24 protein-coding genes are annotated in these 24,051 nt (G+C 60.9%); 9 read left to right on the forward strand and 15 right to left on the reverse strand.

Annotation, left to right across the window (positions count from 1 at the left end; all coding sequences use genetic code 11):
• A partial coding sequence (locus EZI54_RS19460) for a hypothetical protein (protein WP_131483553.1) occupies window positions 1-494 on the reverse strand: 494 nt, incomplete at its 3' end.
• A 372-nt stretch (window positions 495-866) separates the two neighbouring features.
• On the opposite strand from EZI54_RS19460, the gene EZI54_RS19465 reads away from it, so the two are divergent.
• Entirely contained in the window at window positions 867-1,877 is a 1,011-nt protein-coding gene (locus tag EZI54_RS19465) for a substrate-binding domain-containing protein (protein WP_131483554.1), read from the forward strand.
• A gap of 6 nt (window positions 1,878-1,883) precedes the next feature.
• On the opposite strand, the gene EZI54_RS19470 is transcribed toward EZI54_RS19465, so the two are convergent.
• Window positions 1,884-2,432, reverse strand: coding sequence for a PadR family transcriptional regulator (locus tag EZI54_RS19470; RefSeq protein ID WP_131483589.1), 549 nt, complete (start codon window positions 2,430-2,432; stop codon window positions 1,884-1,886).
• Between the two features lie 92 nt (window positions 2,433-2,524).
• Between EZI54_RS19470 and EZI54_RS19475 the strand changes: the two genes are divergently transcribed.
• Entirely contained in the window at window positions 2,525-2,920 is a 396-nt protein-coding gene (locus EZI54_RS19475; protein ID WP_131483555.1) for a DUF2306 domain-containing protein, read from the forward strand.
• Between the two features lie 11 nt (window positions 2,921-2,931).
• Here the strand turns inward: EZI54_RS19475 and EZI54_RS19480 are convergent, their stop codons facing one another.
• The 3 genes from EZI54_RS19480 to EZI54_RS19490 are packed head-to-tail and all read right to left on the reverse strand — an operon-like array spanning window position 2,932 to window position 5,134.
• Entirely contained in the window at window positions 2,932-3,450 is a 519-nt protein-coding gene (locus EZI54_RS19480) for a DUF192 domain-containing protein (protein WP_131483556.1), read from the reverse strand.
• Window positions 3,450-4,211, reverse strand: a complete 762-nt coding sequence (locus tag EZI54_RS19485; protein WP_131483557.1) for an ABC transporter permease — start codon at window positions 4,209-4,211, stop codon at window positions 3,450-3,452. Before EZI54_RS19485 ends, EZI54_RS19480 begins: the two co-directional genes overlap by 1 nt.
• Window positions 4,208-5,134, reverse strand: a complete 927-nt coding sequence (locus tag EZI54_RS19490) for an ABC transporter ATP-binding protein (protein WP_131483558.1) — start codon at window positions 5,132-5,134, stop codon at window positions 4,208-4,210. The genes EZI54_RS19485 and EZI54_RS19490 overlap by 4 nt, the downstream gene beginning before the upstream one ends.
• A 276-nt stretch (window positions 5,135-5,410) precedes the next feature.
• Here EZI54_RS19490 and EZI54_RS19495 point away from each other — a divergent pair, with 276 nt between their 5' ends.
• The 5 genes from EZI54_RS19495 (at window position 5,411) to EZI54_RS19515 (ending at window position 8,394) form a co-directional block, all read left to right on the forward strand.
• Window positions 5,411-5,815, forward strand: coding sequence for an MbcA/ParS/Xre antitoxin family protein (locus EZI54_RS19495; RefSeq protein WP_131483559.1), 405 nt, complete (start codon window positions 5,411-5,413; stop codon window positions 5,813-5,815).
• Window positions 5,816-6,508: an RES family NAD+ phosphorylase gene (locus EZI54_RS19500; RefSeq protein WP_131483560.1), complete on the forward strand. Its 693-nt coding sequence runs from the start codon at window positions 5,816-5,818 to the stop codon at window positions 6,506-6,508.
• 173 nt (window positions 6,509-6,681) lie between these two features.
• Window positions 6,682-7,059: a PilZ domain-containing protein gene (locus tag EZI54_RS19505; protein WP_131483561.1), complete on the forward strand. Its 378-nt coding sequence runs from the start codon at window positions 6,682-6,684 to the stop codon at window positions 7,057-7,059.
• A gap of 76 nt (window positions 7,060-7,135) precedes the next feature.
• Window positions 7,136-7,606 (forward strand): hypothetical protein, encoded by a 471-nt coding sequence (locus EZI54_RS19510; protein WP_131483562.1) that lies wholly within the window; start codon window positions 7,136-7,138, stop codon window positions 7,604-7,606.
• 473 nt (window positions 7,607-8,079) lie between these two features.
• Entirely contained in the window at window positions 8,080-8,394 is a 315-nt protein-coding gene (locus tag EZI54_RS19515; protein ID WP_131483563.1) for a hypothetical protein, read from the forward strand.
• Between the two features lie 14 nt (window positions 8,395-8,408).
• On the opposite strand, the gene EZI54_RS19520 is transcribed toward EZI54_RS19515, so the two are convergent.
• From EZI54_RS19520 to EZI54_RS19555, 8 genes are all read right to left on the reverse strand, one after another.
• The gene (locus EZI54_RS19520) at window positions 8,409-9,023 is read right to left on the reverse strand and encodes a hypothetical protein (RefSeq protein ID WP_131483564.1); all 615 of its coding nucleotides are present in this window, start codon (window positions 9,021-9,023) and stop codon (window positions 8,409-8,411) included.
• A gap of 112 nt (window positions 9,024-9,135) precedes the next feature.
• The gene (locus EZI54_RS19525) at window positions 9,136-10,611 is read right to left on the reverse strand and encodes a PhnE/PtxC family ABC transporter permease (protein WP_131483590.1); all 1,476 of its coding nucleotides are present in this window, start codon (window positions 10,609-10,611) and stop codon (window positions 9,136-9,138) included.
• 18 nt (window positions 10,612-10,629) lie between these two features.
• On the reverse strand, window positions 10,630-11,280 hold the full coding sequence (locus EZI54_RS19530) for a phosphonate ABC transporter ATP-binding protein (RefSeq protein WP_131483565.1): 651 nt from the start codon (window positions 11,278-11,280) through the stop codon (window positions 10,630-10,632).
• Window positions 11,280-12,137, reverse strand: coding sequence for a putative selenate ABC transporter substrate-binding protein (locus EZI54_RS19535; RefSeq protein ID WP_131483566.1), 858 nt, complete (start codon window positions 12,135-12,137; stop codon window positions 11,280-11,282). Before EZI54_RS19535 ends, EZI54_RS19530 begins: the two co-directional genes overlap by 1 nt.
• Before the next feature lie 120 nt (window positions 12,138-12,257).
• Window positions 12,258-14,528: a selenide, water dikinase SelD gene (gene selD, locus EZI54_RS19540; protein WP_341352862.1), complete on the reverse strand. Its 2,271-nt coding sequence runs from the start codon at window positions 14,526-14,528 to the stop codon at window positions 12,258-12,260.
• Window positions 14,529-14,667: 139 nt separating this feature from the next.
• The gene (locus EZI54_RS19545) at window positions 14,668-15,417 is read right to left on the reverse strand and encodes a helix-hairpin-helix domain-containing protein (protein WP_131483567.1); all 750 of its coding nucleotides are present in this window, start codon (window positions 15,415-15,417) and stop codon (window positions 14,668-14,670) included.
• A 181-nt stretch (window positions 15,418-15,598) separates the two neighbouring features.
• Window positions 15,599-16,006: a hypothetical protein gene (locus EZI54_RS19550; protein WP_328797770.1), complete on the reverse strand. Its 408-nt coding sequence runs from the start codon at window positions 16,004-16,006 to the stop codon at window positions 15,599-15,601.
• Between the two features lie 315 nt (window positions 16,007-16,321).
• The gene (locus EZI54_RS19555; RefSeq protein WP_131483568.1) at window positions 16,322-17,851 is read right to left on the reverse strand and encodes a bifunctional GNAT family N-acetyltransferase/carbon-nitrogen hydrolase family protein; all 1,530 of its coding nucleotides are present in this window, start codon (window positions 17,849-17,851) and stop codon (window positions 16,322-16,324) included.
• A 362-nt stretch (window positions 17,852-18,213) separates the two neighbouring features.
• On the opposite strand from EZI54_RS19555, the gene EZI54_RS19560 reads away from it, so the two are divergent.
• Window positions 18,214-20,103, forward strand: coding sequence for a methyl-accepting chemotaxis protein (locus EZI54_RS19560; RefSeq protein WP_207389278.1), 1,890 nt, complete (start codon window positions 18,214-18,216; stop codon window positions 20,101-20,103).
• A gap of 15 nt (window positions 20,104-20,118) precedes the next feature.
• On the opposite strand, the gene EZI54_RS19565 is transcribed toward EZI54_RS19560, so the two are convergent.
• Entirely contained in the window at window positions 20,119-21,066 is a 948-nt protein-coding gene (locus EZI54_RS19565) for a type 2 periplasmic-binding domain-containing protein (RefSeq protein WP_242674531.1), read from the reverse strand.
• A gap of 189 nt (window positions 21,067-21,255) precedes the next feature.
• Here EZI54_RS19565 and EZI54_RS19570 point away from each other — a divergent pair, with 189 nt between their 5' ends.
• On the forward strand, window positions 21,256-21,813 hold the full coding sequence (locus EZI54_RS19570) for a DUF4442 domain-containing protein (protein ID WP_131483569.1): 558 nt from the start codon (window positions 21,256-21,258) through the stop codon (window positions 21,811-21,813).
• 185 nt (window positions 21,814-21,998) lie between these two features.
• Here EZI54_RS19570 and recQ read toward each other — a convergent pair whose 3' ends face one another.
• Window positions 21,999-23,840 (reverse strand): DNA helicase RecQ, encoded by a 1,842-nt coding sequence (recQ, locus tag EZI54_RS19575; protein WP_131483570.1) that lies wholly within the window; start codon window positions 23,838-23,840, stop codon window positions 21,999-22,001.
• Window positions 23,841-24,051: the final 211 nt, after the last annotated feature.

A 24,051-nucleotide genomic window follows, 5' to 3' on the forward strand; every position in this document is an offset into this window, starting at 1 on the left:
CCGTCGGGCCAGTGGTAGACCAGCTTGACGTGGTAAGGGCCCGATCCCGGCGCAGGTGTTTCCGGAACGGGACGCTCTGGCGAACGGCTCACGGGCTCGATGGCCGGCGCCAGGGAGTCGGAGCGGGCGAAAGCACCCCGCGCTCCGCTGGGCCAATGCTGTTGTAGACGGTGCCGAAGTGCGGGTGGCAGATCGTTACGCAGCAAATCGGGGCTCGCCCTGGATTCCGTGAACAGTTCAAAGCCCGGCCCATAGCGGCTGGCGAGCACAAGACGCCCGTCCTGCAGGTCGTCCAGCAGCTTGCGTTTCTGGGTGTCGGTCAGGTTACCGCTTTGCGAAAAATCCGCATCCGGCGGCAGGTCGATATGATGGCCCTGATAGCCTCGGGTGAAATAATCCCGGGCAATGTCCACCGCATTAGACGGATGCAACAGCGTGGGCAGTATGGCTTCGGTGAAGCCATAGCCGCCCGTAACGTAGAGCGCGTAGGACATTGCGACTGCTTCCTTGTCCTGTGTGTCCTTGGGTCCTTTTTACAGCATGGGGAATGCTATGGTGTTGCTGCTGGAATGGCAAGGGGAACGAATGGGGCAGGCAAACATCTCGGGAAAATCCCAGGTTTGTTAGCAACTGGCAGGTCGACTCCTAACCCTTTGACTCATTACGCCCGCCTTAAATCAGTAGGTACTGGAGCACTTAAATCTCTTGCCGCAAGGCGTGCCGGTTCGAGTCCGGCCCCGGGCACCAAAAACTTTCAGTCATATGGCGCCTGATTCCTGCGAATACCGGGTTGCCCGCTATACTGTCTGTACCGCAGCCAAAGACCACAGGCACGTGGCTACATTCCCGCTTCAGGGTGGTTGGATATGGATCTCCGCAGGCGAGTCACTGGGATTGTCCTTTCATTTTCCGTTTTCGCGATTCCGGCCGCGCATGGCCAGGGGCTGACGTTTGCCCTGATCAGCAAGAGTCTCCAGGACGCCAACTTCATCGCTGCCGCCAGGGGCTGTGAGCAGGCGGCTTCGGAGGATGGAAATCACTGCGTCCATGTGGGCCCCAAGGGTGCAGCGCATTTTCGCAACCAGGACCTGGCCATTCGGCATCTGCTTGAGCGGGATGTGGATGGTATGGCGCTGTCGGTGACCAATGGTGAGTACCTGGCGCGGAAGAGTCTGGCGCAGGTTGCCGAGCGGAACATTCCCCTGATTACCTTTGATTCCGACTTACCGGACGACCTTCACTCGCTGCGTCAAGCCTATGTGGGGCCGGATAACGCGGAAATCGGGCGGCAATTGGGGCGGATCGTGAATCTGTTTATGGACGGGGGCACCTTGTGCCTGATGTCCGCCAGCCCGTTCGACACCAATCTGAATGAGCGGCTCCTGGGCGTGCGGCAGGCGCTGACCGGGGATCCAACGCCGGATGAGCCAGGGCTTCTAACCGGCGAAAACGGCTGGACGGAGACCGGACGTTGCCCCTGGTACAACGCCGACGACAAGAGCCGGGCCGTGACCCAGGTGTTTACCGCGTATACCTATGAACACTCGGATGCGATTGTCTCGGTTGGCGCCTGGCCTTTGCTGGACCACAATCGGTTACGCAGTGCGCTGGCGCCCTTTCGCGATCAGCTACGCTCCCGGGAGAAGCTCTTTATCCTGGCGACCGGAGGGCTGCGGCCCCAGGACACGGCCCTGATGAACGAGGGGCTGATACAGGGGTTCGTGTCCATCGACTTTGAGGCGATGGGCCGGGCAAGCTATGAGGTTCTCAAGCGGCTGCATGAGGGGAGGGCGGTCAAGGAATATTGGCCGACGCCGGTGATTCCGGTGCTGCCAGGACCGGCATCGGTCTCCCTTGATGAGCCGGCCCCCGAATAAGGGGATCTACGGCGCGTCGTCCAGTTCCTCGAGCGTTGTTTCCAGTTCCTCCAGCCACTCCAGGCCCGCTGTAATCTGGGTTATGCCCCGACGCAGGGCCATGTACTGCAGCCGATACTGACGGGAGAGCGCGCTGGGCTGACGGAAGTAGGTGTGCTCAATGCTGCGGAAATAACCGAGCTGGGCCAGCCAGTCCTGCTTCAACTTCTCGATGTCCTCCTTCAGGACGTCGCTGTCCAACAGATCACCGGCGAACAGCTTCACCAGCAGAGGGTCGCGCACGGGTGGGCGCGGCTGCGGCGTGTTCAACCATTCTTCGAGATCCTTCCGGCCGGCGATCGTCAGGTGGTAGCGCTTCTTGTCCGGTTTGTCCGACTGCGCCACGGTCTCGACCAGCAACTTGTTGTCTTCGAGCAGGCGGGCCAGTTCGCGATAGACCTGCTGGTGGCTGGCATTCCAGACGTTCGCCAGTCGCGACCGGAACCTTTGTGTTAATTCATACCCGGTGGCCGGCGCTTCGTGAAGGGCCGCCATGAGCGCGTAACGCAGTGCCATCATCCGTCTCCTGATTTTTATTATGCGCATTGTTGCATAACAGGGGCGGTTTAGCTCAATATGCAACTTGTTGCATAAAGGAGCTTAAGGCAATGACCGTGTCTGTTCTGATGAATGCGCCACCCGCCATACAGTTGCACGTTGCGGCAGCCTGTCTGGCGTTGGTGCTGGGTATCGCGCAGTTGGCAGGGACCCGGGGGACGCTGTGGCACCGTAGCGTCGGGATGGCCTGGGTGCTTGCCATGTTCGTCGTGGCGGTGTCGTCGTTCTTTATTCACCAGATACGGCTGCTCGGCCCCTGGAGCCCGATCCACCTGCTCTCGCTGCTGACGTTGTTTGGTCTGTGTGGCGCATTGTATAGCCTCAGGAAGAAGCGCTACCGCCAGCATGGACGCATCATGGTCTCGCTGTTCGTGTTCGGGCTGATTGGCGCCGGGCTCTTCACGCTGGTGCCCGGGCGCCTTTTGCACGCGGTCTTCTTCGGTTAATCGGTGGTGATTCAGGCGGCGGGATCAGGGCAGCGGGCGTTCGGTGTCTCGAGGACGTCCACGCGATGGCCTTCGCGGATGCCGTTGCTGCGGAAGTAACCCTGGGGCATTTCCAGGGCCATGGTGTAGCGGACGCCGGCCGGGTACTGCGGGCAGCGGTCGGGATCGTCGGCGGTGCAGGGCAGCATCCTGCGGATGGCGCGGATGTCACCCGCCTCGCTGATGTAGGCGATATCCAGCGGAATGAAGGTGTGGTACATCCAGAAGGTGGCTTCCGGCGGGCGCGGTTCCTGGTAGACGAACAGCATGCCATGATCCGGGGCCAACGACTCGCGTCCCATCAATCCTTTGCGGCGTTGCGAATCGTTTACCGCCAGCTCGGCCGTGACCGGTTGGATGCCGTTTTGGGATTGAATGCACACCTGAACCTTATCCAGTTGGCTGGCCGCCTCTGACGGCGTCCGGCAACCTTCCAGTCCGGTCAGTGCCGCCACGATGGTGGTGGCGGCAAGCAGGTGTCGCCGGCGCATCAGCTTCTCAGCCGGTAGCCGGTCTTGAAGATCATGGCGATGATCGCCAGGCAGATGACCATAAACAGGAACGTCATGCCGGCGCAGAGCAGGACGTTGACGTCCGAAATGCCATAGAACGCCCAGCGGAAGCCGCTGATCAGGTACACCACCGGATTGAACAGGGTGATGGTCTGCCAGATCGGCGGCAGCATGCTGATGGAATAGAAGGTGCCGCCCAGGAAAACCAGCGGTGTGACGATCATCAGCGGCACGATCTGCAGCTTCTCGAAGGTGTCCGCCCAGATCCCGATGATGAAGCCGAACAGGCTGAAGGTGATGGCCGTCAGCACCAGGAACAGGAACATCCAGATCGGGTGATCGACGGAGTAGTCCACGAACAGGCGCGCCGTCAGCAGGATGATCAGGCCCAGGATGGTGGACTTGGTCGCCGCCGCCCCCACGTAGCCGATGACCACCTCTACAAAGGACACGGGAGCGGACAGCACCTCGTAGATGGTGCCGGAAAACTTGGGCATGTAGATCCCGAATGAGGCGTTGGAAATGCTCTGCATCAGCAGCGAGAGCATGACCAGGCCGGGAATGATGAAGGCGCCGTAGCTGACCCCGTCAATGTCGCCCATGCGGGAACCGATGGCGGAGCCAAACACCACGAAGTAGAGCGAGGTGGAGATGACCGGCGACAGGACGCTCTGCATCAGCGTTCGCCACATGCGCGCCATTTCGAACTTGTAGATTGCGCGGATTCCGTAAACGTTCATACCTTCGCCTTGACCAGGTTGACGAAAATCTCTTCCAGGGAGCTTTCCCGGGTGCGGAGATCCTTGAAGTCCACACCCTGTTCGGCCAGGCGGCGGAGCAGGGTGGCGATGCCCGTGCGCTCCTCGCTGGTATCAAAGGTGTAGACCAGCTCCGTGCCGTCTTCGGACAGCTCCAGCTGCAGATCGGACAGGGACTCGGGAACACTCTCCAGCGGAGCCTGAAGATGCAGCCGCAGCTCTTTCTTGCCCAGTTTGCGCATCAGCGTGTGCTTGTCTTCCACCAGGATCAGTTGGCCCTGGCTGATGACACCGATGCGATCGGCCATTTCCTCGGCTTCCTCGATGTAGTGCGTGGTGAGGATGATCGTAACGCCGCTCTCCCGCAGTCGGCGGACCAGTTCCCACATGTCCCGGCGCAGCTCCACGTCGACACCGGCGGTGGGCTCGTCGAGGAACAGGATCTGGGGCTCGTGGGACAGGGCCTTGGCGATCATCACCCGGCGCTTCATGCCGCCGGAGAGGGCCATGATGCGCGAGTCCCGCTTGTCCCAGAGGGACAGGGACTTGAGCACCTTCTCGATATGCGCCGGATTGGGTGCCTTGCCGAACAGGCCGCGGCTGAAACTGACCGTATCCCAGACGGTCTCGAACGCGTCGGTGTTCAGTTCCTGGGGGACCAGACCAATCCTGGCACGGGCGGCCCGGTAATCCGAGGCAATGTTGTGGCCGTCCGCAAGCACCGTGCCGCTGGTGTGGTTGACGATGCCGCAGATGATGCTGATCAGCGTCGTCTTGCCGGCGCCGTTGGGGCCCAGCAGGGCAAAGATCTCGCCCCGGCGGATTTCGAGGTTGATGTCCTTCAGGGCCTGGTGCCCGGAGGCGTACGTTTTATAGAGGTTGGTGACGGAGATGTCGGGATGCACACGCGCTCCTGTCTGGCCGATTGAATCGGGAGGCCCTTTCGGGCAAACGGGCATTTTATACGAAAGCGGGGCTGTCCGGCATGACCCGATCCTCTATAAATCGCGCCGAATCCCACGATTTCCGGTGATTCAGGTCATTCGTTGTCGTGGAATTTACCTACTCCGCAGTTGTTCGAATATGGTCGACTTATACTTGGATGTACAATTATGGACAGGCTGGAGCGAGAAGCATAGACTGAAACCATAAACGGGCCGGGTGCCCGGAGGAGTCGCGCGATGACACTACCGGATACGACAACCGCCACAGACCTCCATGGCGAGGAGCGGCGCGGCCAGGTTGCGCTGAAGGCGTTTTTCAACATCACGGCGGAGTGGGGTTGTACCCAGGCCGATCGCCAGAAACTGCTGGGGGACATCGCGCGCTCCACGCTCAACAACTATGCGCGCCTGCCGGCGCAGCGCCTGAACCGGGACCTGCTGGAACGGATCAGCTACATCATGGGGATCTACAAAGCCCTGCAGATTCTCTATCCCAGCCGGGAGTTGGCGACGCGCTGGATCAAGGCGCCCAACCAGGCGCTGCCGTTCAACGGCCACTCCGCCCTGGAATTCATGACCCGCGGCAGCATGATGCACCTGGCGGAGACCCGCCGCTATCTCGACGCGCAGCGGGGTTGGTAGATGACGGCATGGCCGGAACCGGAAACCTGCGTTCCCGGCTGGGAAGCCCATCGGATCGTGCCGTCGCACTTCCCGCCGATCGAGATTTTCGAGTCGGTCCTGTCCCAGGACGAATTTGATATTGCCGCCGAGATTGAAGGGCTGACCAACGACCGCCTGCGCGATCTCACGGGCGACATCGAGCGCGTCGCGCCGGAGGATCGGGTTTTCGGAGCCGGGTCGACGCCGCTGATGGCCGCGTTCACCCATACCGGTGCGGCCAGCCGGTTTACCGACGGTCATTTTGGCGTCTATTACGCCGCCAGCAGTCTGGAGACCGCCATCCGCGAAACGGTCTTCCACCGGGAACGCTTTCTCCGGGCCACGCAGGACCCGCCCATGGAACTGACCATGCGCTGCTACATCAGCCGGGTAGTACTGCCCCTGGACGACATCCGGCCGGAGACCTACGCCAGCCTCCACCAGCCTGATCTGGACAGCTATCCCCGTTGCCAGGCTTTTGCCGCCCAGCGCCGGGCCGGCGGCAGCCACGGTCTGCTTTATCCCAGCGTCCGCCATGCCGGTGGTGAATGCGTTGCGGCCTTCCGCCCACGCACCATGGGTCTGCCCTGGCAAGGCCCGCATCTGCGCTACGTCTGGAACGGCGAATCCATCACCGATACGTTCCGCATCACCCGCCACCGCTCGCTCTGACGGGGCGTCGTTGGCATTGTGTCATAGATGACGCCAAAAACTCGTCTAACCCGCCCTGCAAACTGTGACCCAGAGCCGCGTTCCGCCAGGATCTTTTGATAAAGTCATGGAAAACAACAACTTCAATTGGCCTTGCCAAACCACCACGGCCTATCGACAAGTGGAGAGACCTGATGCAGGAACGACGGCGGCGGGAACGTTTACCGTTTATACAGATGGACGCCCGCGTGAAAGTACGGCGCAACCTGTTTTCCAATCGCTGGATCGATGTCAGCGTCAGCGATTTCAACAGACTGGGTATGGCCATTGTGGGTGACCATGCGTTTCGCGAAGGGGACAAGATCCAGTTCAGCCTGCGCCTGAACACCGAGGTGGGCGACATCACGGTGGAGCAAGCCCAGGCCGTCGTCCGCAACTCCCGGGTCGGAGACGACGGGACGATCTTTGGACTGGAATTTGCTGATAACCAGAAAAGTGGCGTGGCTGAATCCTTAAGCCGGATCGAGAGCGTATTGACCCGCTTCAAGGCGGTCACCCAGCGCATGACGTGATCTACTTCAGGCGCAGCATGGCATTGCCCCGTGTTTTCCCGGAGAATGCAGGCTCAATTGATCGGGAGGCACGGGTTTGCTGCGCGGATTGACTGTTGTTGTATTGATTGTCGGGTTGGTGGCTCTGCTGGTCCTGGGGCCTCGTTACCTGCGCTCCACCGATGAGGCGGCCAAGACGTCGGCCGAAACCTGCAACCTGGATGATGGCGCCTGCCAGTGGCGAAACGAGGCAGGCGACTGGCAAGTGAGCCTGAGCCTATCCGGGAAGACCACGCCTCCAACCCTTACGCTGTCGCTGTCTGCGCCTGAAAGCGTCGCTTCATCTGAGCGGTTGATGGCGGTTCTGAGCGGTTATTCCATGGAGATGGGGACCTTCCCGGTAGCGCTGACGCCAACCGGTGAACCTGGCCAGTTTCGGGGGCAAAGTCAGGCACCGGTGTGTAGTGTGGATCCCGAGATGACCTGGCAGGTGGCTTTGCGGCAGGGTGGTTCGGATGTCGCGATGCCTGAGGTTGTGGTGTTCCATAACGTGGTATCCGCCAAATAAACACCACCTTTATTGCAAACCCTGCGTAGGTTGGGCTGACGAAGGAAGCCCAACAATTTACGGAAGGCCCCGATCTCTATCCAGCCTTTTGCTCTTGGGAGCTCCTGCCAAAATTTTGAATGTATTGGATAACGGATGTTGGGCTTCCTTCGTCAGCCCAACCTACGCTACTGGTTTGAGGGCCGGTCAGGCGCCTGGAACATAGGGCAGCCCTGCGGGCTGCTCCGAAGCTAAAGCGTCGGCTACATTTTGAATACAGCTCGAGCATGTAGCAGATGCTTTAGCTTCTGAGGCGCCGAAGGTGCCCCATTCGTGCCCCCGGCACATTCCCTAGCTCCTCCATCCTATTCCCACTCCTGGAACGTGAATTCCATCACCTCCAGGCCTACACGGCAGGCGCTGTCGAGGTTCGGACATGTTAAAATAATGTGAAAGCGATACCGCTCTTACTTTCTCGCTTCACGGATGATGCTATGGACTACGCCGACAGTGTACAGAAGGTTCTCCTGCGCAAGATCAACAAGGCCGAGCAGGACCTGATGCAGCTCAAACTGGATTATTGCCGCTTCATTTTCGGCCTGACGCACCGCAGCCAGGTCATCGTCGGCGAGACCCATTACTCTGTTCACTCGGTGGATCTGGACAGCATGACGCGCCAGGAAGACGGCAGCCTGAATCGACCGGTGGTATGGGGTGTCCCGGAGGGAGCCCATCCGGATATTGCGCCCCTGAACCTGGGTACGGAATGGCGCGTTGCCAAGGGCGCTGCGGGGCAGGCCGGTTCCTAAGACAGGGGGCGGCTTCAGAGCAGGGCGTTTTCGGTCAGCGACGTGTAGAGCGATTGCGCTTCCGGTACGAACCGGTGCTCCTGCCAGTGCTCAGCACCCTCCAGTCCGTTCCGGTAGCAGTGCAGCAGACTGCTGCTGGCGGTCAGGTCCGACAGCATCTGCTCGATGACGATATCCCCGATGTCCAGCGCGTGCTGGATGACCTTGATGGCCGCCTCCTGAATTCTTTCCCGTTCCTTTACGTGCCTATATGCCAGGCCGCAAGCGGCGCCGTGGAAATAGGCCACCGCCAGCGATTTCAGGGTGGGGGCCGCATCGCGCAGGATCAGGCCGTGGTGACGCACATCGGTAAGCTGGATCGACGCGAAGATGTGCAACTGGGTCACCAGGTCGGTGGCGCGTAACGGGTGTCGGCCGCCCTGGCCGTCGGCAGCTCGCTGGTAGGCCTTCCGGGTGGCTTCAGTCGCCGGAAATGCGGTGGACACGGAAGCTGTCTCTACGGGCGCCGGCGCGAACGCGGACGTCGAGCGGAATGGCCGCAGGCGGGCCAGCGAATACATGCGATAGGCCATCAGCGCCAGCAGGACAGCCAGACTGAATTCCACACCCGATACGATTAATCCCATCATACGATCCCTGTCGTGCTGGTCGCTCATGTTGAGCCCGGATTGTAACCAAATGTTACTGCCGAATATCAGGTGAAAGACGTGAAGGAGTGCAAAATCTGATGTAAAAGGCGTGTCAGTGGCCTTCGCAGGTCATGGAGACCTTGAGCTTCAGGCGGGCACGGACGCGGCGGGAGATGGCATCCACACCGATATTGAGAAAGGCCGTGACCAGGATCAGCACCATGGCCTTGTCGAACTGGATGTTCTGGATGGCGCTGTCGACAAAGAAGCCGAGCGTGTAGATCCCCAGAATACCCAGGATGGCGGTTTCCCGCATGATGATTTCCCAGCGGTAGAACAGGAAGGCCAGGAACGGGCTGTACAGCCGAGGCAGCAGTTCGTAGCCATAGCGTTCTATGCCCTTGGGGGCATCCGGGCGCAACGTGATCTCATTGCTGCGACGACCGATCAGGTGGCCGATGATGCCGCCGTTATGCAGCGCCAGGGCGACAATCGCCGGCAGCATGGACGGTCCCCAGAGTTGGAGCAGGATGTACGCGATTACGTATTCCGGCGTCGACCGCGCGATGACCAGTACGACATGGCCCAGCCCCCGCCGGGTCGGTCCACCAAAATGGCGGGAAATCAGCGGAAAGGCCATCAGCGTCACCAGGCCGGTCAGCACCAGGGCGATCTGCGTCAACACCAGGGTGTTCCAGATGCCGGGCATCGCCTGGTTGACAGCAAGATCCGACAGCCAGTGCCACAATCCGGATAGCCCTTCGCCATCCCGTAGCGGTGACGGGACAATGTCCTGGGTGAAGAAACGCACCACATTGCCCCAGACGATCGGCAGTCCATCCCCCAGGAAAAACGGCGCTGCGATCACGTACAGTGGAATCAGTCGCGGCCGGGCCCAGAGCCTGAGTGTGGCGATCAACACATAGAACAACAGGAGCAGGGCGCCCACCTCCGAGTAATAGCCCTGGGAGAAGGACGACTCCAGATAATAGCCCAATGTCGGCAGCCCCACGAAACCCAGCACCGCGCTGGATCGCAGACCGCACTCCAGCCGGTATGAGGTGTAGGTGATCAGGTGCGGCAGGGCGTCCGGAATCCGTGCGTAGAGAAACGACGACAACACGTCCACCTTGCGGGACAGCACTCTCTCCGGCGTTGGATCGGTTTCGTCCAGGATTTCGGAGTAGACCTTGGCGAAGATGCCGGCGTAGGGAATGGCGATCGCCAGCACGCCGGTCAGCGGATGGAAGCCGAAGAACTGCAGGAAGATCAGCGCCCAGAAGAGTTCGTGGATGGCCCGGATGAACGCGCAGAACATCCGCACCGCCCGGAACCGAAACACCAGGGCCAGCAGGAAACCGCTGACGCTGCCCAAGGCCACACCGGTAAAGGCAAAGGCCAGTGTGCGTAGCAGCGCGGTGCCGATGTGCTCGAGGGAGAAAAAATCCGGGGTGACCATCCCCAGGAACAATGCCGCCAGGTCCTGCCAGGGATTGATGGTGGTGATCGCCAGATCCGCCGCAAACAGGCACAGGATCGCTATCGCCACAAAGGCGGCGGTAATCCTGACGGATGTGGACGATAGGATCACGAGGCCGGGCGTCTCCTAGTAAAGCGGCAGGATATCGCTGGGTGTGAGGCGCCGGGTCATGTCATCCAGGGCAATCTGGCCATTCTGGATGCCGATGATGCGATCGCAGTAGCGCAGGGCCAGGTCGATATCGTGCAGGGCAACAACGGAGGTGGCGTAGGATTCGGTCATCAGGCCCATGACAACGTGGGCGAGCGGACCGTCCAGCGCGGACACCGGCTCGTCCGCGAGCAGGATCTCCGCCTCCTGGAACAGGGCCCGGGCAATGGCCGTGCGTTGCTTCTGGCCACCGGACAGGGTGGCTACGGGCGTGCGGAGTTTGTCCGGGATGCCCAGTTTTTCCAGCAGGGGTTCGATCGCCCGGAGTTCCCGCCGGCGCGGCCAGACGAGGTTGAGCAGGTTATACCAGCGCGAGTGCGCCGCCAATCGACCCATGTAGACGTTATGGAAAACGGGCAGGGACTGGACCAGTCCCTGCTCCTGGGGCACCAGCGCTGCCCGGTCCCGCACCTGGTCGTAGAGCAGGCCGAGCAGCGTCGATTTACCCGCACCGCTGCCGCCGACCAGCGCAATATGCTCGCCCGGACGGATGTCCAGCGAGATCGGACCCAGGACCTGCTGGCCACCGTAGGCGGCCGTCAGGTTGCGCAGGTGGACGGCATCCATCAGTCGATGATTCCGATCTGTTTGGCGGTTTCGCGGATGGAGTCGTAATCCGAATTGCTGGCCGGGATAAAGGCGGAGCGCGGGAATTTCTTGAGCAGCTCGGGATCGTCCATGTTGAGCAGCGCCTGCTTGACCTTATCCTTGAAGCCCTCGCCGAAACGCTCGTTGACGTCGCCGCGGATGGTCCACTGGTAATCCTGGTAAGGCGGGGTCTCCCAGATGACCTTGACGGCATCGGTGTTGATCTTGCCGGCATCCAGTTCGCTGTTCCAGACCGCGTAGTTCACGGCGCCCACCTGATAGGTGCCGGATTCCACCAGGCGGATGGTCCGGGAGTGGTTACCGCTGAAACCGACGCGGCTGAAAACGTCTTTCGGGGCCTCGCCGAAGGCCTGGCGAATGTAGTATTCCGGCATCAGCCGACCGGAGGTGGAGCCCTTGGAGCCGAAGGTGAAGGTCATGCCCCTGATCGCCTTGGGCAGCGTGTCGGAATGCTCCAGGCCGGTGCTCTTGTGGGCGATGAAATAGGTGATGAACTGGGTGTCTTCCTTGCCCTGGGCAATCGCCTCGGAGCCAGGAACCAGCTGCCGGGCCTGGACGCCGGACAGGCCACCAAACCACGCCAGTTGCACCTGGTTGTTGCGGAATGCAGAGACCGCAGCGGCGTAGCTCTTCACCGGTACGTAACGCACGTCCACGTCCAGTTGCTCGGACAGGTAATCGGCCACGCTCTGGAAACGCTCACGCAGTCGGGTTTCATCGTTATCGGGAATCGCAGTAAAGACAAAGGTGTCCGCCATGACCGGGGCCACCAGCGCCAGGGAGAGCAGCAACGCCCGTCGAATCTGTTTCAGCATGTTGTTTTCTCCGTCGATGCCTGTTTCGCCGGGTTTCCCTCCGGCATTGGGTTCTGGGTGCGCAAGAATACCGCCTTACTGCAGTGGATTGAAGCACTCCGCCTGACGCATCCTGCGCGGTTACACGAGGCGGATGGGCGCCAGTTCATCGCCCGCCTCGAGGATTTTTCCGATGATCGCTACCTGCCCGTACCCCCGCTCTTTCAGGGCGGCCAGACATTCCTCGGCCTGGTCCGCTGGCACGCCGGCGAGCAGCCCGCCGGCTGTCTGCGGATCGAACAGGATCGGGTAGCGGGGATCCTCCGCTTTCTCGGCCTGGTTGCGAATCGCCCGCCGCAATCGCACGTTGGCGGGTTGCAGCGAACTCAGGATTCCGTCTTTCAAGGTCTCTTCGGCGCCTTCCAGCAGGGGCAGGCTGGGCAGATCCAGTGCCGCATCGACGCCGGACGGCCGGGTCATTTCCACCAGATGCCCCAGTAATCCAAAGCCAGTGACGTCGGTGCAGGCCGTGGCTCCAAATTCTTTCAGACACTGGGCGGCTCTCTGGTTGGACACCTGCATCTGCGCCAGGGCACCGTCGATCCAGCGTCCGCGGGCCTTGAGCCGCGGGTAGGCGGCAAACAGGGTGCCGGTGCCCAGCGGCTTGGTCAGGATGAGGACGTTGCCCGGTCGCAGGCCATCCTTGCGCAGGATGGCATCCGGGTCGACCAGACCGTTGACGGCAAAGCCCAATCCCAGCTCCAGCCCTTCACCGGTGTGCCCGCCAACCAGGGCGCAGCCGGCGCTGTTGAGGACATCGACGGCGCCTTTCATCATCTGGAACACCAGATCTTCCACCTTGGACTCGATCCCCGCCGGCACCATGGCGATGGCCGTGGCGCTCTGGGCCTCGGCGCCCATGGCGAAAATATCCCCGAGGCTGTGGTTGGCGGCAATACGTCCGAACACATAGGGGTCGTCAATGAACGCGCGAAAGAAGTCGATGGTCTGGACGACCGCCTTGCCGTCGGGGACGGCGAGTACGGCGGCGTCATCGGGTGAATGCAGGCCCACCAGGATGTCATCGCGTTCGACGGGCTGGATCCGGGCCAGGGCTCGGGACAGGACGGTGCTGCCCACTTTGGCACCGCAACCGCCGCACCGCATGGCCAGTGCTGAAATCGCCTGGGCGGCATCCTCGTCGTTCAGCGCGGCCGAGGTGTCGGGCTGTTGCGCCGATTCCGCCATCGCAGGCAAATCATTAAAACGGGCCATGAAGCGCCGGTCGATCCAGTCCTTCCAGCGCCAGACCCATCGGCCGCCGAATCCCAGGGCGCCCCGGGACGCGATGGCGTAGCGGTCGCCGGTGCTGATCAGTGCCAACCAGTGGCGCTGAGGATGGAACGGCCTGGGTGTTTGCCCCAGTGCAACTCGTCTCAGGTTATCCGCCAAAGGCGGCCCCTGGCGTACGGCAAACACGCCGGCTTTTTCCCGGGGATGTTCGGAGACGTGCGCGATATCGCCGGCCGCGAAGATGCGGTCGTCGGTTTCCGTTTGCAGTGTGTCCCGGGTGCGGATAAAGCCGTCTTCGTCGAGCGCCAGTCCCGTCGTTTTCAACCAGTCCGGCGCGCCGGCCCGGGTGACCCAGAGGGTTTCATTGACGGCCAGCGAGCTGCCGCCGGCGGTATGAATCTGGTTGGCGCTCACCTTGACCACGGGATCGCCCAGGTGAAGGCGGATGCCGCGGTCCCGGACCACGCTTTCCAGCCGGGCCCGAACCCGGGCGTTGTGCGTGGGCACCAAGGTGCTGTCGGCGTCGAACAAATGGAAGCGCAACTGGCGCGGATCCTTGTCCAGGGACTTGAACACCTGGCGCAGGCGATACTGCATGGCCAGGATCAGCTCGACGCCGCCGGCACCGGCACCGACGACGGCAATCGACAGCGGCCCCTGATGATGCTCGCAACGCTCAAGCAAGGCCTGCCAGCGGTTGTTGAAATCGTGGATGGGTTTGACGGGGACGGCGTATTGATCCGCTCCGGGTACGTCGCGCAGTCCCGGTGCGGAGCCGATATTGATCGACAGCAGGTCATAGGGCACTGGCGGTCGATTGCGGCAGAGCACCTGTTGGGACGATCGATCGATGCCCAGGGCCTCATCCCGGAAAAAGCGAGCGCCGGCAAATTCGGCCAGGCGACGCAGGTCAATGTGCACGTCGTCATAGTCGTAATGGCCGGCCACATAACCCGGCAACATGCCGGAGTAGGGGGTGTGGGTGTCGCGGCAGATCACGGTCAGTCGAACGCCTGGCACCGGCTTCATGGCAAACCGTCGCAACACGCCGACGTGGCTGTGGCCACCGCCGATCAGGACGATATCGCGCAGAACGGGCTGCTCGGGAGAGCGCATCATTCAACCTCAGACAAGATAAACGGTTGCGTATGATACGCAGACAGACGTTTGACGAGAACCGCCGGACGGCGCTCGGATCGGATCAACGCAATGGGGAAAGGTTGGGGGACGGCGCAGTGACCGCCCCCCGGTATTCGAATCAGGAGAGCAGCTTCTTTGCCTCGGCAGACCAGGTGTCGTAACCGCGCATGGTGGAGAATTCTTTCATTTTCTCCTTTTCCTCGGCGGACGGATCGGCGATCTGCTTGATGGAGGTGATGCCTTTGGCCTGCATTTTCTTGGCAGTCGCCGGACCGATGCCCTTGACCTTGGTCAGGTCGTTTTCGTTCACGGCTTTCGGCTTACTGGCCGTGGCCGTCTTGGTGGCTGCGGCTTTCTTCGGTGCAGCCGCTTTTTTTGCGGCGGGCGCCTTGGATGCGGATGCCTTGCTGCTCGCCGAGGCTTTGGCGGCGGGCTTCTTGGCCGCTGGCTTGGTCGTGGCCTTCTTGGTGGTCGTCTTGGCGGTCTTGGCAGCCTTGTTAGCCGCGGTTTTCGCAGCAGGCGGCGTTGCCTTCGCAGCGGTTTCCTGCGTCTTGTCGGCGACCTTCGCGGTGGTCTGTTTCACTTCCTTGGAAGCGAGACCTACGCGCTCGAGCAGATGATGCTGCAGTTCGTGGAATTCGTTCAGGCGACGATCCAGCTCTTCGTTGAAACGCTTCATTTCGCGCTCACGGAGCTTTTCTACTTCATCCAGCAGCTTGCGAATCGGTTCCTGGACCTGACTTTGCAGGGCGTCGAACTGCTTGAATGCGTCGTTAATGAGTTTTTCGATCTGGGTGGAGGTCTTCTCGAATTCCTTGTTGACCTTCTTCACCAGTTTATCGACACCTGCCTTCTCTTTCTTGGCCATGGTTCATTCCCCGTTTGCTCTGGTTTATTGATGACTGCGGTGTTTCGATGCGTTTCCCGTCAGGCGGTTACGCTGAAATCTTCAAGCAGGATTGGGGGAGTGTGACGCCCTTTCCCTGTCTGTCCGGATTGCCTGTGGCGCCATCAACCTGCCACGGGTTTTGTCCAGAATCCCTGTACGATCAGGCCAGTTGCGTGGCGCCGGTGCCACTCTGACTGCGCCTTGAGCGCAACGACTGTTTGCGCTCGAGCACTTCCTGAATGCGACCCAACTTGCCGCGCAGATCCGCGTCGGTGCGGGTCTGTGAGGCTGCAAAATCAATGGAATAGAAGAAATTGCTACAGTGCTTTCTCACCTCAACGACCAGTCCCTGAAGGCCTTCCGCTTCGATGTTGTCGAACGGCATTTGCATGATGAGGTCGAACTGGAGGGTGTCGCCGGGCTCGAAGACTTTGTCTGTTTTCAGGATGCAGCCGTATTCGTCCAGTCCGAAAATACGGGATTCGATCAGTTCCTTCCTGAACAGGCCTTTCTTGAAACGAAAGCGCGCCGTCAGGTCGGGCAGGGGCTGTGTGCTTGTGAGATCCATTCGATCCATGGGCAAAACCGCTGTTCCGGCAAAATCTACTACCGGTTGAAGACAGGTTCGCACCGTCGGGGTTCCCCGGCGGCACCTTCAATGGGCATCGACTGCGTTCGATCGTACCCTCGACTGACGCCTTTCACCTGCAATATTGCTCAAACTGTAGTCAGCGACGGGCAATATGGCAACGTGATCAGCCTTGTACATTAAACTTTTTGACGTCTTGTTCAAGTTTACAAGGTGTCGTAAGGGGCCAGATGCAGACGCATGGTAACCATTTGTGACACTTTGTGCCACGTCGCCTGCAGCTGGCCCGGCGTTTTACTGGTCCGAGGTCTTGGACACGGAGTACATATCCGTACGACGATCCTTCAGGTTGGTGACCGAACCTTCGTCACGCACCAGCGTCAGTTTTTCCAGGTCCATATCCGAGAACATGATCATCTCGGTGTTGGGCGTGGTCTCCGCCATCACCGCATCGTGAGGGAAAGCGAAGTCCGACGGCGAGAAGACCGATGACTGGGCATACTGGACGTCCAGGTTTTCGACCTTGGGCAGGTTGCCCACACTGCCGGTAATCACCACATAGCACTCGTTTTCGATGGCCCGGGCCTGGGCGCAATGCCGAACCCTCAGGTAGCCGTTCTTGGTGTCGGTCCAGAAGGGCACGCAGATGATATCGACCCCCTGGGCTGCGGCAATCCGTCCCAGTTCCGGGAACTCGATGTCGTAACAGATCAGGATGGCAACCCGGCCTGCGTCCGTCTCGAAGACCTCGAACTGGTTGCCGCCTTCGATCACCCAGTCCCGGCGCTCGTGCGGCGTGATGTGGATCTTGCGCTGCTCGTCCACACGGCCATCCCGGTGGCAGAGGTAGGAGACGTTGTAGAGCCGTTCATTGTCCAACAGCGGCATGGAACCGGTGATGATGTTGATGTTGTAGCTCACGGCCATCTCGGACATCTGGTCCCGGAACTGCTGGGTGAAGCCGGCCAGGAAGCGGATGGCACGGGTCTGGTCCAACTGGTCGGTCAGCCCCATCAGCGGTGCGTTAAAGAACTCCGGGAAGAGGGCAAAGTCGCTCTTGTAGTCGGACAGCGCGTCGACGAAGTACTCCACCTGCTTGAGGACTTCATCCACGGAAGTGAATTCCCGCATCTGCCACTGGACGGCCCCCATGCGCACCTGGGTCTTGCGGGTCTTGAGGACCGGCGCCGGCGGTGTGTATAGGATGTTATTCCACTCGAGGAGTGTGGCATAACCCATTGATTTCTGGTCTTCCGGGAGATACTTGTGCATCAGTCGGGTGACCTGGAAATCGTTGGAGAGCTGGAACGTCAGGATCGGATCGTAGATTTCCTTGCGGTCGACCCGTTCGATGTACTCTGCCGGCGTGAACTGGTCGGAAAACTTGTAGTAGTTCGGTATCCGGCCGCCGGCCAGGATCGCCCGGAAATTGCGTGACCGACACAGCTCCTTGCGCGCCTCGTAGAGACGCCGGCCCAACCGGTAACCCCGGTAGTCCGGATGGATGAACACGTCGAGCCCGTAGAGGGCGTCTCCGTCGTCGTTGTGCCAGATCCGCTCGTTCTTGAGGATCAGGTCGTCATAGGTGTGCGGGTTGCTGAAGCGGTCGTAGTTGACGCAGACCGTCAGGGCGACGGCGATCAGCTCGCCATTGTCCTCGATGCAGATCTGGCCATCGGGAAACTGTTCCACCAGTTCCTTGATCGTATCCTCGGGCCAGGCGCCGCCAATGTCGTTATAGACAAGATCCATCAGCGCCTTGAGCTGGGGATAGTCGTCATCGGTCAGGTTGCGGAGATTGAGATGCAGTTCTTCGTGAGCCATCAAGGCGTCTCCCGGGCAGTAGAAGCGTGTAGCAAAGGGTTGCAAAAAAGGGCGATCAATAAGGGGGTAGCATAACAGATCAAATATGGGCCTTGCGGTATCTCGACATGGGGGCAGCGCCTCCGGTACCGGCATCCTCCCTTCGCCGGTTGCGCTGTCCGGCCGATTCCAAAATCCCGCCTAAAGTTAGGACACCACCGGCCGATCTAATAGTCATGGGCGACTACTGTAGGATTGGCCGTCGCCGCTGGCGCCCGACGCCCCGGGAACCCTGCCGCCGGGTATGCCGGATTGCCGTCGCCGCCACAGACCATGGATGGGACAAGCAACCAATTCCAACGATCAGATCGGGGACCCCCTTCATGCGCAGTATGTCATTCGGCCAAAAACTGCTGACCGCCGTCGCGATCCTTCTTATTCTCGTGATCAGCACCTATGCCGTCATGGGCGACCGTCGACTGGTGTCGACGACGGACACCTATGTCAACGCACTGGTTGACGATTCCATTGCCCAGAGTACTGCGAGCATCGCCGAATGGCTCAACAGTCGATTGGCCATTACCGAGGGCGCTGCCAACGCGCTTCGGCAGATCGACGGTGAGGACCAGGCCCGGGCCATTCTCCAGTCGGCGACCGAGGGCGGCGGTTTTGAAAACGTCTATGTCGGGCGTGCGGACGGCTACATGCTGATGAAGTCGCCAGCCGACGATGCCACGCTTCCCGACGGTTACGATCCCCGTGTACGGCCCTGGTACAAGCTCGGCCAGTCCGGGGGAGAGGCCTCGTTCACGGCCCCGTACCAGGATGTCAGCACCCACAACATGATTATCTCGACGGTTGCCCCGGTGAAATCCGGCACGTTCAAAGGGGTCGTTGGCGGCGATATCACCCTGGAAACCATCGACCGTATCCTGTCGCCGGTCACCCTGGCCAATACCGGGTACGCCACGCTGATCAATGACAAGGGCGTGATTCTCTTCCACCCCAACCGCAAGCTGGTCGGCAAGAAGATCGACCAGTTGATCGGCGGCGCTCCGCAGTTGGATGGCAGCAAGCATATCTATCGCATCAACGATGCGGACTGGCGTGTCAGCTTCCACCCGATCAAGGGGACGCAGGGTGTCGACTGGTACCTGGGCGCCTTCGCCAACGACGACAAGATCATGGCCCCGGTGAAATCGGCGCGGATCACCGGCACGATCGTCGCGGTCGTTGGCATCATCGTCACGCTGATCCTGCTCAACATCGGCGTACGGGTCCTGATGAGACCCGTTCGAAACCTGCGCGATGCGATGAAGAACATCGCCAGTGGCGACGCCGACCTGAGCCAGCGCCTGGATGTCGATACCAAAGACGAGTTTGGCCAGACTGCCGAGAGCTTCAACGCCTTCATCGGCAATGTGCAGACCGTGGTTCGGGATGTGCAACGCGGTGCGATCGAGCTGCGGGACGCGGTCGGATCGCTGCGCCAGACGGCCGGAGCCTCCCGTAACAGTGTGGAAAGTCAGCAGACCGAGATCGACATGGTGGCGACCGCCATCAACGAAATGTCGGCGGCCGCCAACGAGATCGCCCAGAATGCCCAGCAGACGGCGGACGCGTCGAATACGGCGGACCAGGATGCCCAGTCCACCCAGGCCACCGTTAAGGCGTCACGCGATGCGGTCGAGCGCCTGGCAACCGAGATTGGCCAGGCTGCCGAGGTCATCGAAACCCTTGGCAAGGACGTCACCCAGATCAACACGATCCTGGAAGTCATCCAGGATGTGGCCGAGCAGACCAACCTGCTGGCGCTGAACGCGGCCATCGAAGCGGCCCGGGCCGGTGAGGCCGGTCGCGGGTTTGCCGTGGTGGCCGATGAAGTGCGCAACCTGGCGCGCCGGACCCACGACAGTACCGAAGAAATCAACGCGATGATCGAACGCCTGCAGAAGGGCGCCGACAACGCCGTCCACGTCATGCAGGAATCCCGGGCGGTATCCAATGTCAGTATGGAGAAGGCCCAGGATGCGATGGATTCCCTGAACCGGATTGCCGAAGCCATCACGTCGATCAGCAACATGACCACCCAGATCGCGACGGCCTCCGAGGAACAGACGTCGGTCACCGAAGAGCTGAATGCCTCCATCAACCGCATCGCGGACCAGGGGCAGGAAGCGGCCGCCGCCACCAGCGAGAACGACATCTACAGCGGCAAGATCGACGAGATCGGTCAATCCCTGCATGACAATGTGGAGCGGTTCAAGGTCTGATCGACGGAATAATGGTCAGTCGTTGGGCGAGGGCCGGGCTCCCGGCTCCTCGCCCAGGTGGACCCGGACCTTTGTGTTCTGGAGTACATCCTTGCCGACCCCCTGCATGCCGCCCGGCAGCCAGGGATTTCCCAGATGGAAGACATGGCGACCGGAAAGGTTGAGTGCCTCGATGGGCTGGGTGTAGTAGGTATTCATGAACTCGGCGAAACTGCCGTCGGCGATGGCACGCTCCAGACCCAGTTGGATCCGGACGGCCAGGCCGATGTCCTGGCGCCCGACAAAGAAATAGTTGGGCATGGTATAGGTGAACAGCAGGTTGGGCTCGATGACCAGGTTCTCATCCCGCCGCAAAGCCAGGTCGTAATACACTTCACTGACGCCCCGCGCAAAGCACTCGAAGCGTCCCCCCTCAAGCATGTCGAACAGGGTTTCAAACCCGGGATGGGTCACCACATCCAGGCCATTGGCTTCCAGGATTCGGGTGTCCGGCCAATGGCGTCCCTGGCCGAACCGGATGTGCCTTTCCCGGACGTCTGCAAGCCGGGTGATACCCTTGAACCGGGGCAGCATGTCCCGGGTCGTCACGCAGACGCGATATCCAAGCAGGCCGCCGTCGATCGGGATGGTGACCGCCAGGAGATCGTCTTCCCTTTCCGGGGACGCGGCGACATTGGCCACCTGGACCGCCCGCGAATTGTTGTTTGCCAGCTCTCTCAATGCCCGTCCCTGGTTCATTTCCGGACTGCGCTTGAGAGTATATGAGCCGTACTCCGGCGTCTTCGTCAGCGCCAGGTCGAGCAGGGCCTGAATGGCAGGGCTGTCGTAGTTGCGGTACCAGAGGATAATCTGTTGAGGTATCTGTGAATCTGCCAGGGGAGCGGCCTGCACCGGCAGGATAAGAGCAACTGCAACAGGCAGCGCCTGGCCGAGCGAGGCCAGAAGGAGACGGATAGACCGCATGGGCCTTCGCAGGATCGGCCCCAATGAAAATCCCCGGTGTGACAACACAGCACGTCCTATGCGGTACCACTTGCTTCAGTGTAGCGGCTTTAACCAACTGGACTGCCAGTGAATCATTAAATGATGCTAAAAGTTGTTTGCCGGGTCCCATTTTGGGAATCTGCGACCAACCACGGGAGGAAGCAGCCGATGAAGAATCGTTTGATCGCAATGACCGGCGACTGGCTGGCCGGACTGGACCCGGAGGCCGGTCTGGAAAAGCCGTTGAACTGGCTGCAGCGCCAGGGAGGCATCCGTATGGTGAATCGGCTGGTCGGCCTGTCGATCCCGTTCGCCACCCGCAACCGGTTTCGGGTCGAGGCCGTTAGCCGGGGTTACGTGCGGGCACGCATTGCGCTCAAGGGGAACCATAATCACTTTGGCAGCCTCTACGCCGGCGCCTACTTCCTGGTGGCGGAAATTCCGGGTGGGGTGATGACGCTGTTCGATCTCGGGCCGGATTACATCCCCATCCTCAAGGAGATGTCGCTGCAATTTCTGGAACCAGCCAACAGTGACGTGACCATTGAATTGAGCATGTCCGAAACCACACGCCAAGCGATCCAGGCGGATGCGGACACCACAGGCCGTGCGGCCTTTACGCTGGAAGGCGAACTGAAAGACGAATCCGGCACCCTGGTCGCCCGTTCAGTAGCGCATTACCGGGTGCGGAAGAAAGGATTTGAGCAAGCCATTGGCCACTCGTAGATTGGGCTGACGCAGGAAGCCCAACAGGCGCTATCCCGAAGACAAAGCTTTAATGCCCAACGGTTGTGGCCAGTCGCCGGAAATGGATGGTGCCTTAAAGAGGTCCGCAATCCGGAAATATTGTGATGCCTGGACACCAATTGTGGGCTTCCTGCGTCAGCCCACACCGGGTTACCTGTGAGAGCTCAGTCCAGCGTCCCGAGCACCTCGAGAAACTTCTCGCCATATTTCTCCAGCTTTGCCGCGCCGATGCCGCTGATTTCGCCCATGGCATCGAGATCACGCGGCTTCTGTTCGAGCATGGCGAGCAGGGTGGCATCGTGGAAGATGACGTACGGTGGAACGCCCTGTTCGTCGGCCAGCTCCTTGCGGCGCGCGCGGAGTTTTTCCCAGCCCTCGGGATCGCTGACCACCAACTGGCGCTTACTGCCGGAGCTGCCCTTGCTGGTTTTCCGGCGTTCCGGATCCTGGCGCAGCCAGACCGTCTCCTCGCCGCGGAGCAGGGGGCGGCAGTTCTCGGTCAGGCTGAGAGCGCCGTAGCCTTCCGCATCGGCCTGCAGCGAGCCGTTGGCCACCAGTTGGCGGAATACGCTCTTCCATTGGCGGGCAGACAGGTCGGCACCAATGCCGAAGGTGCTGACCTTGTCGTGCCCCATACTGCGGATGCGATCGTTGTCCACGCCGCGCAGTACGTCGATGAGGTAGTTGACGCCGAATCGCTGACCGGTCCGGAACACGCAGGACAGGGCCTTTTGGACCGCTACGGTGGCGTCCCAGGTTTTCGGCGGCTCAAGGCAGGTGTCGCAGTTACCGCAAGGTTCCGGCAGTTCATCACCGAAGTAGCGCAGCAGAACCTGGCGGCGGCAGTCCACGACCTCACAGAGCCCCAGCATCGCATCCAGCTTCTGGCGCTCGACGCGCTTGAAATGATCACTCCCCGGAGAGGATTCCAGCATCTGCCGCAGCTTGATCACATCCTGCAACCCGTACACCATCCAGGCATTGGAAGGGGCACCGTCACGCCCGGCCCGGCCGGTCTCCTGGTAGTAGGCTTCGATGCTCTTGGGCAGGTCGAGGTGGGCCACGAAGCGCACGTCCGGTTTGTCGATCCCCATGCCAAAGGCGATGGTGGCCACGATGATGATGCCGTCTTCCCGCAGGAATCGCTCCTGATGCGCCGCCCGCATATCGGCCGGCAGCCCCGCGTGATAGGGCAGTGCCGCGTAGCCCTTGTCGCTCAGCATCTTCGCGGTGGCTTCCACCTTGTTGCGCGACAGGCAATAGACAATCCCGGAGTCACCCTGATGTTCTTCTTTAATAAATGCCAATAATTGCTTGTTGGCATTGTCTTTTTCGGTAATTCTGTACTGGATATTGGGGCGATCGAAACTGCTGATAAAATGCCGGGCGCCGGTCAGGTGCAGGCGCTCGGCGATTTCCTTCCGGGTCCGCTCATCGGCGGTGGCGGTGAGGGCAATGCGTGGGATGCTCGGGAATTCCCGCTCCAGCATGTCCAGCGACAGGTAGTCTTCCCGGAAATCATGCCCCCACTGGGACACGCAATGCGCCTCATCGATCGCGAACAGCGACAGCGGTGCCTGGTGCAGCAGTTGCTGCATGCGCGGCTGGAGCAGACGCTCCGGCGCACAGTAGAGGAGGTCCAGTTCGCCCTGGACCAGGGCGTTCTCGATGCCCCGGGCTTCATCCGGCCACTGGGTGGAATTCAGGAAGGCGGCACGAACACCCGCCTGGTTCAGTGCCGCAACCTGGTCCTGCATCAGGGCAATCAGGGGCGAGATTACGATCCCGACGCCCGGCCGCACCACCGCGGGCACCTGGTAACACAGGGATTTACCGCCACCGGTGGGCATCAGCACCAAGGCGTCTTCGCCCTGGAGCAACGCCTCGACCACGTCGCCCTGGAGCGGGCGGAAATCCTCGAAACCGAAGGTGTCGTGCAGCACCGTCTGGGCACGGGCTTTCAGGCTCTCGGGATCGGTGGCCGGTGGTCTCTCGGTCAGGGTCATAGGGTTTCAGGACGGCAGATGAATGGAAGGCGAGAAGGATACCAGAGACGGGGCCTTTTTCTCACCGTCGGGGACGGTACAATGTCGCCCTTTGATCTGGCGCGGTAGAATGGCGCCACCTAAACTTGCCGACAGGTTTCGAATCGATGGCGCCATAGTCGCCCGCACGGAACCTTGGCATGGACGGGCATAGCTGCGGTTTTCGCCCCAA

It is taken from the genome of Marinobacter halodurans (assembly GCF_004327985.1).
Classification (GTDB): Bacteria; Pseudomonadota; Gammaproteobacteria; order Pseudomonadales; family Oleiphilaceae; genus Marinobacter_A; species Marinobacter_A halodurans.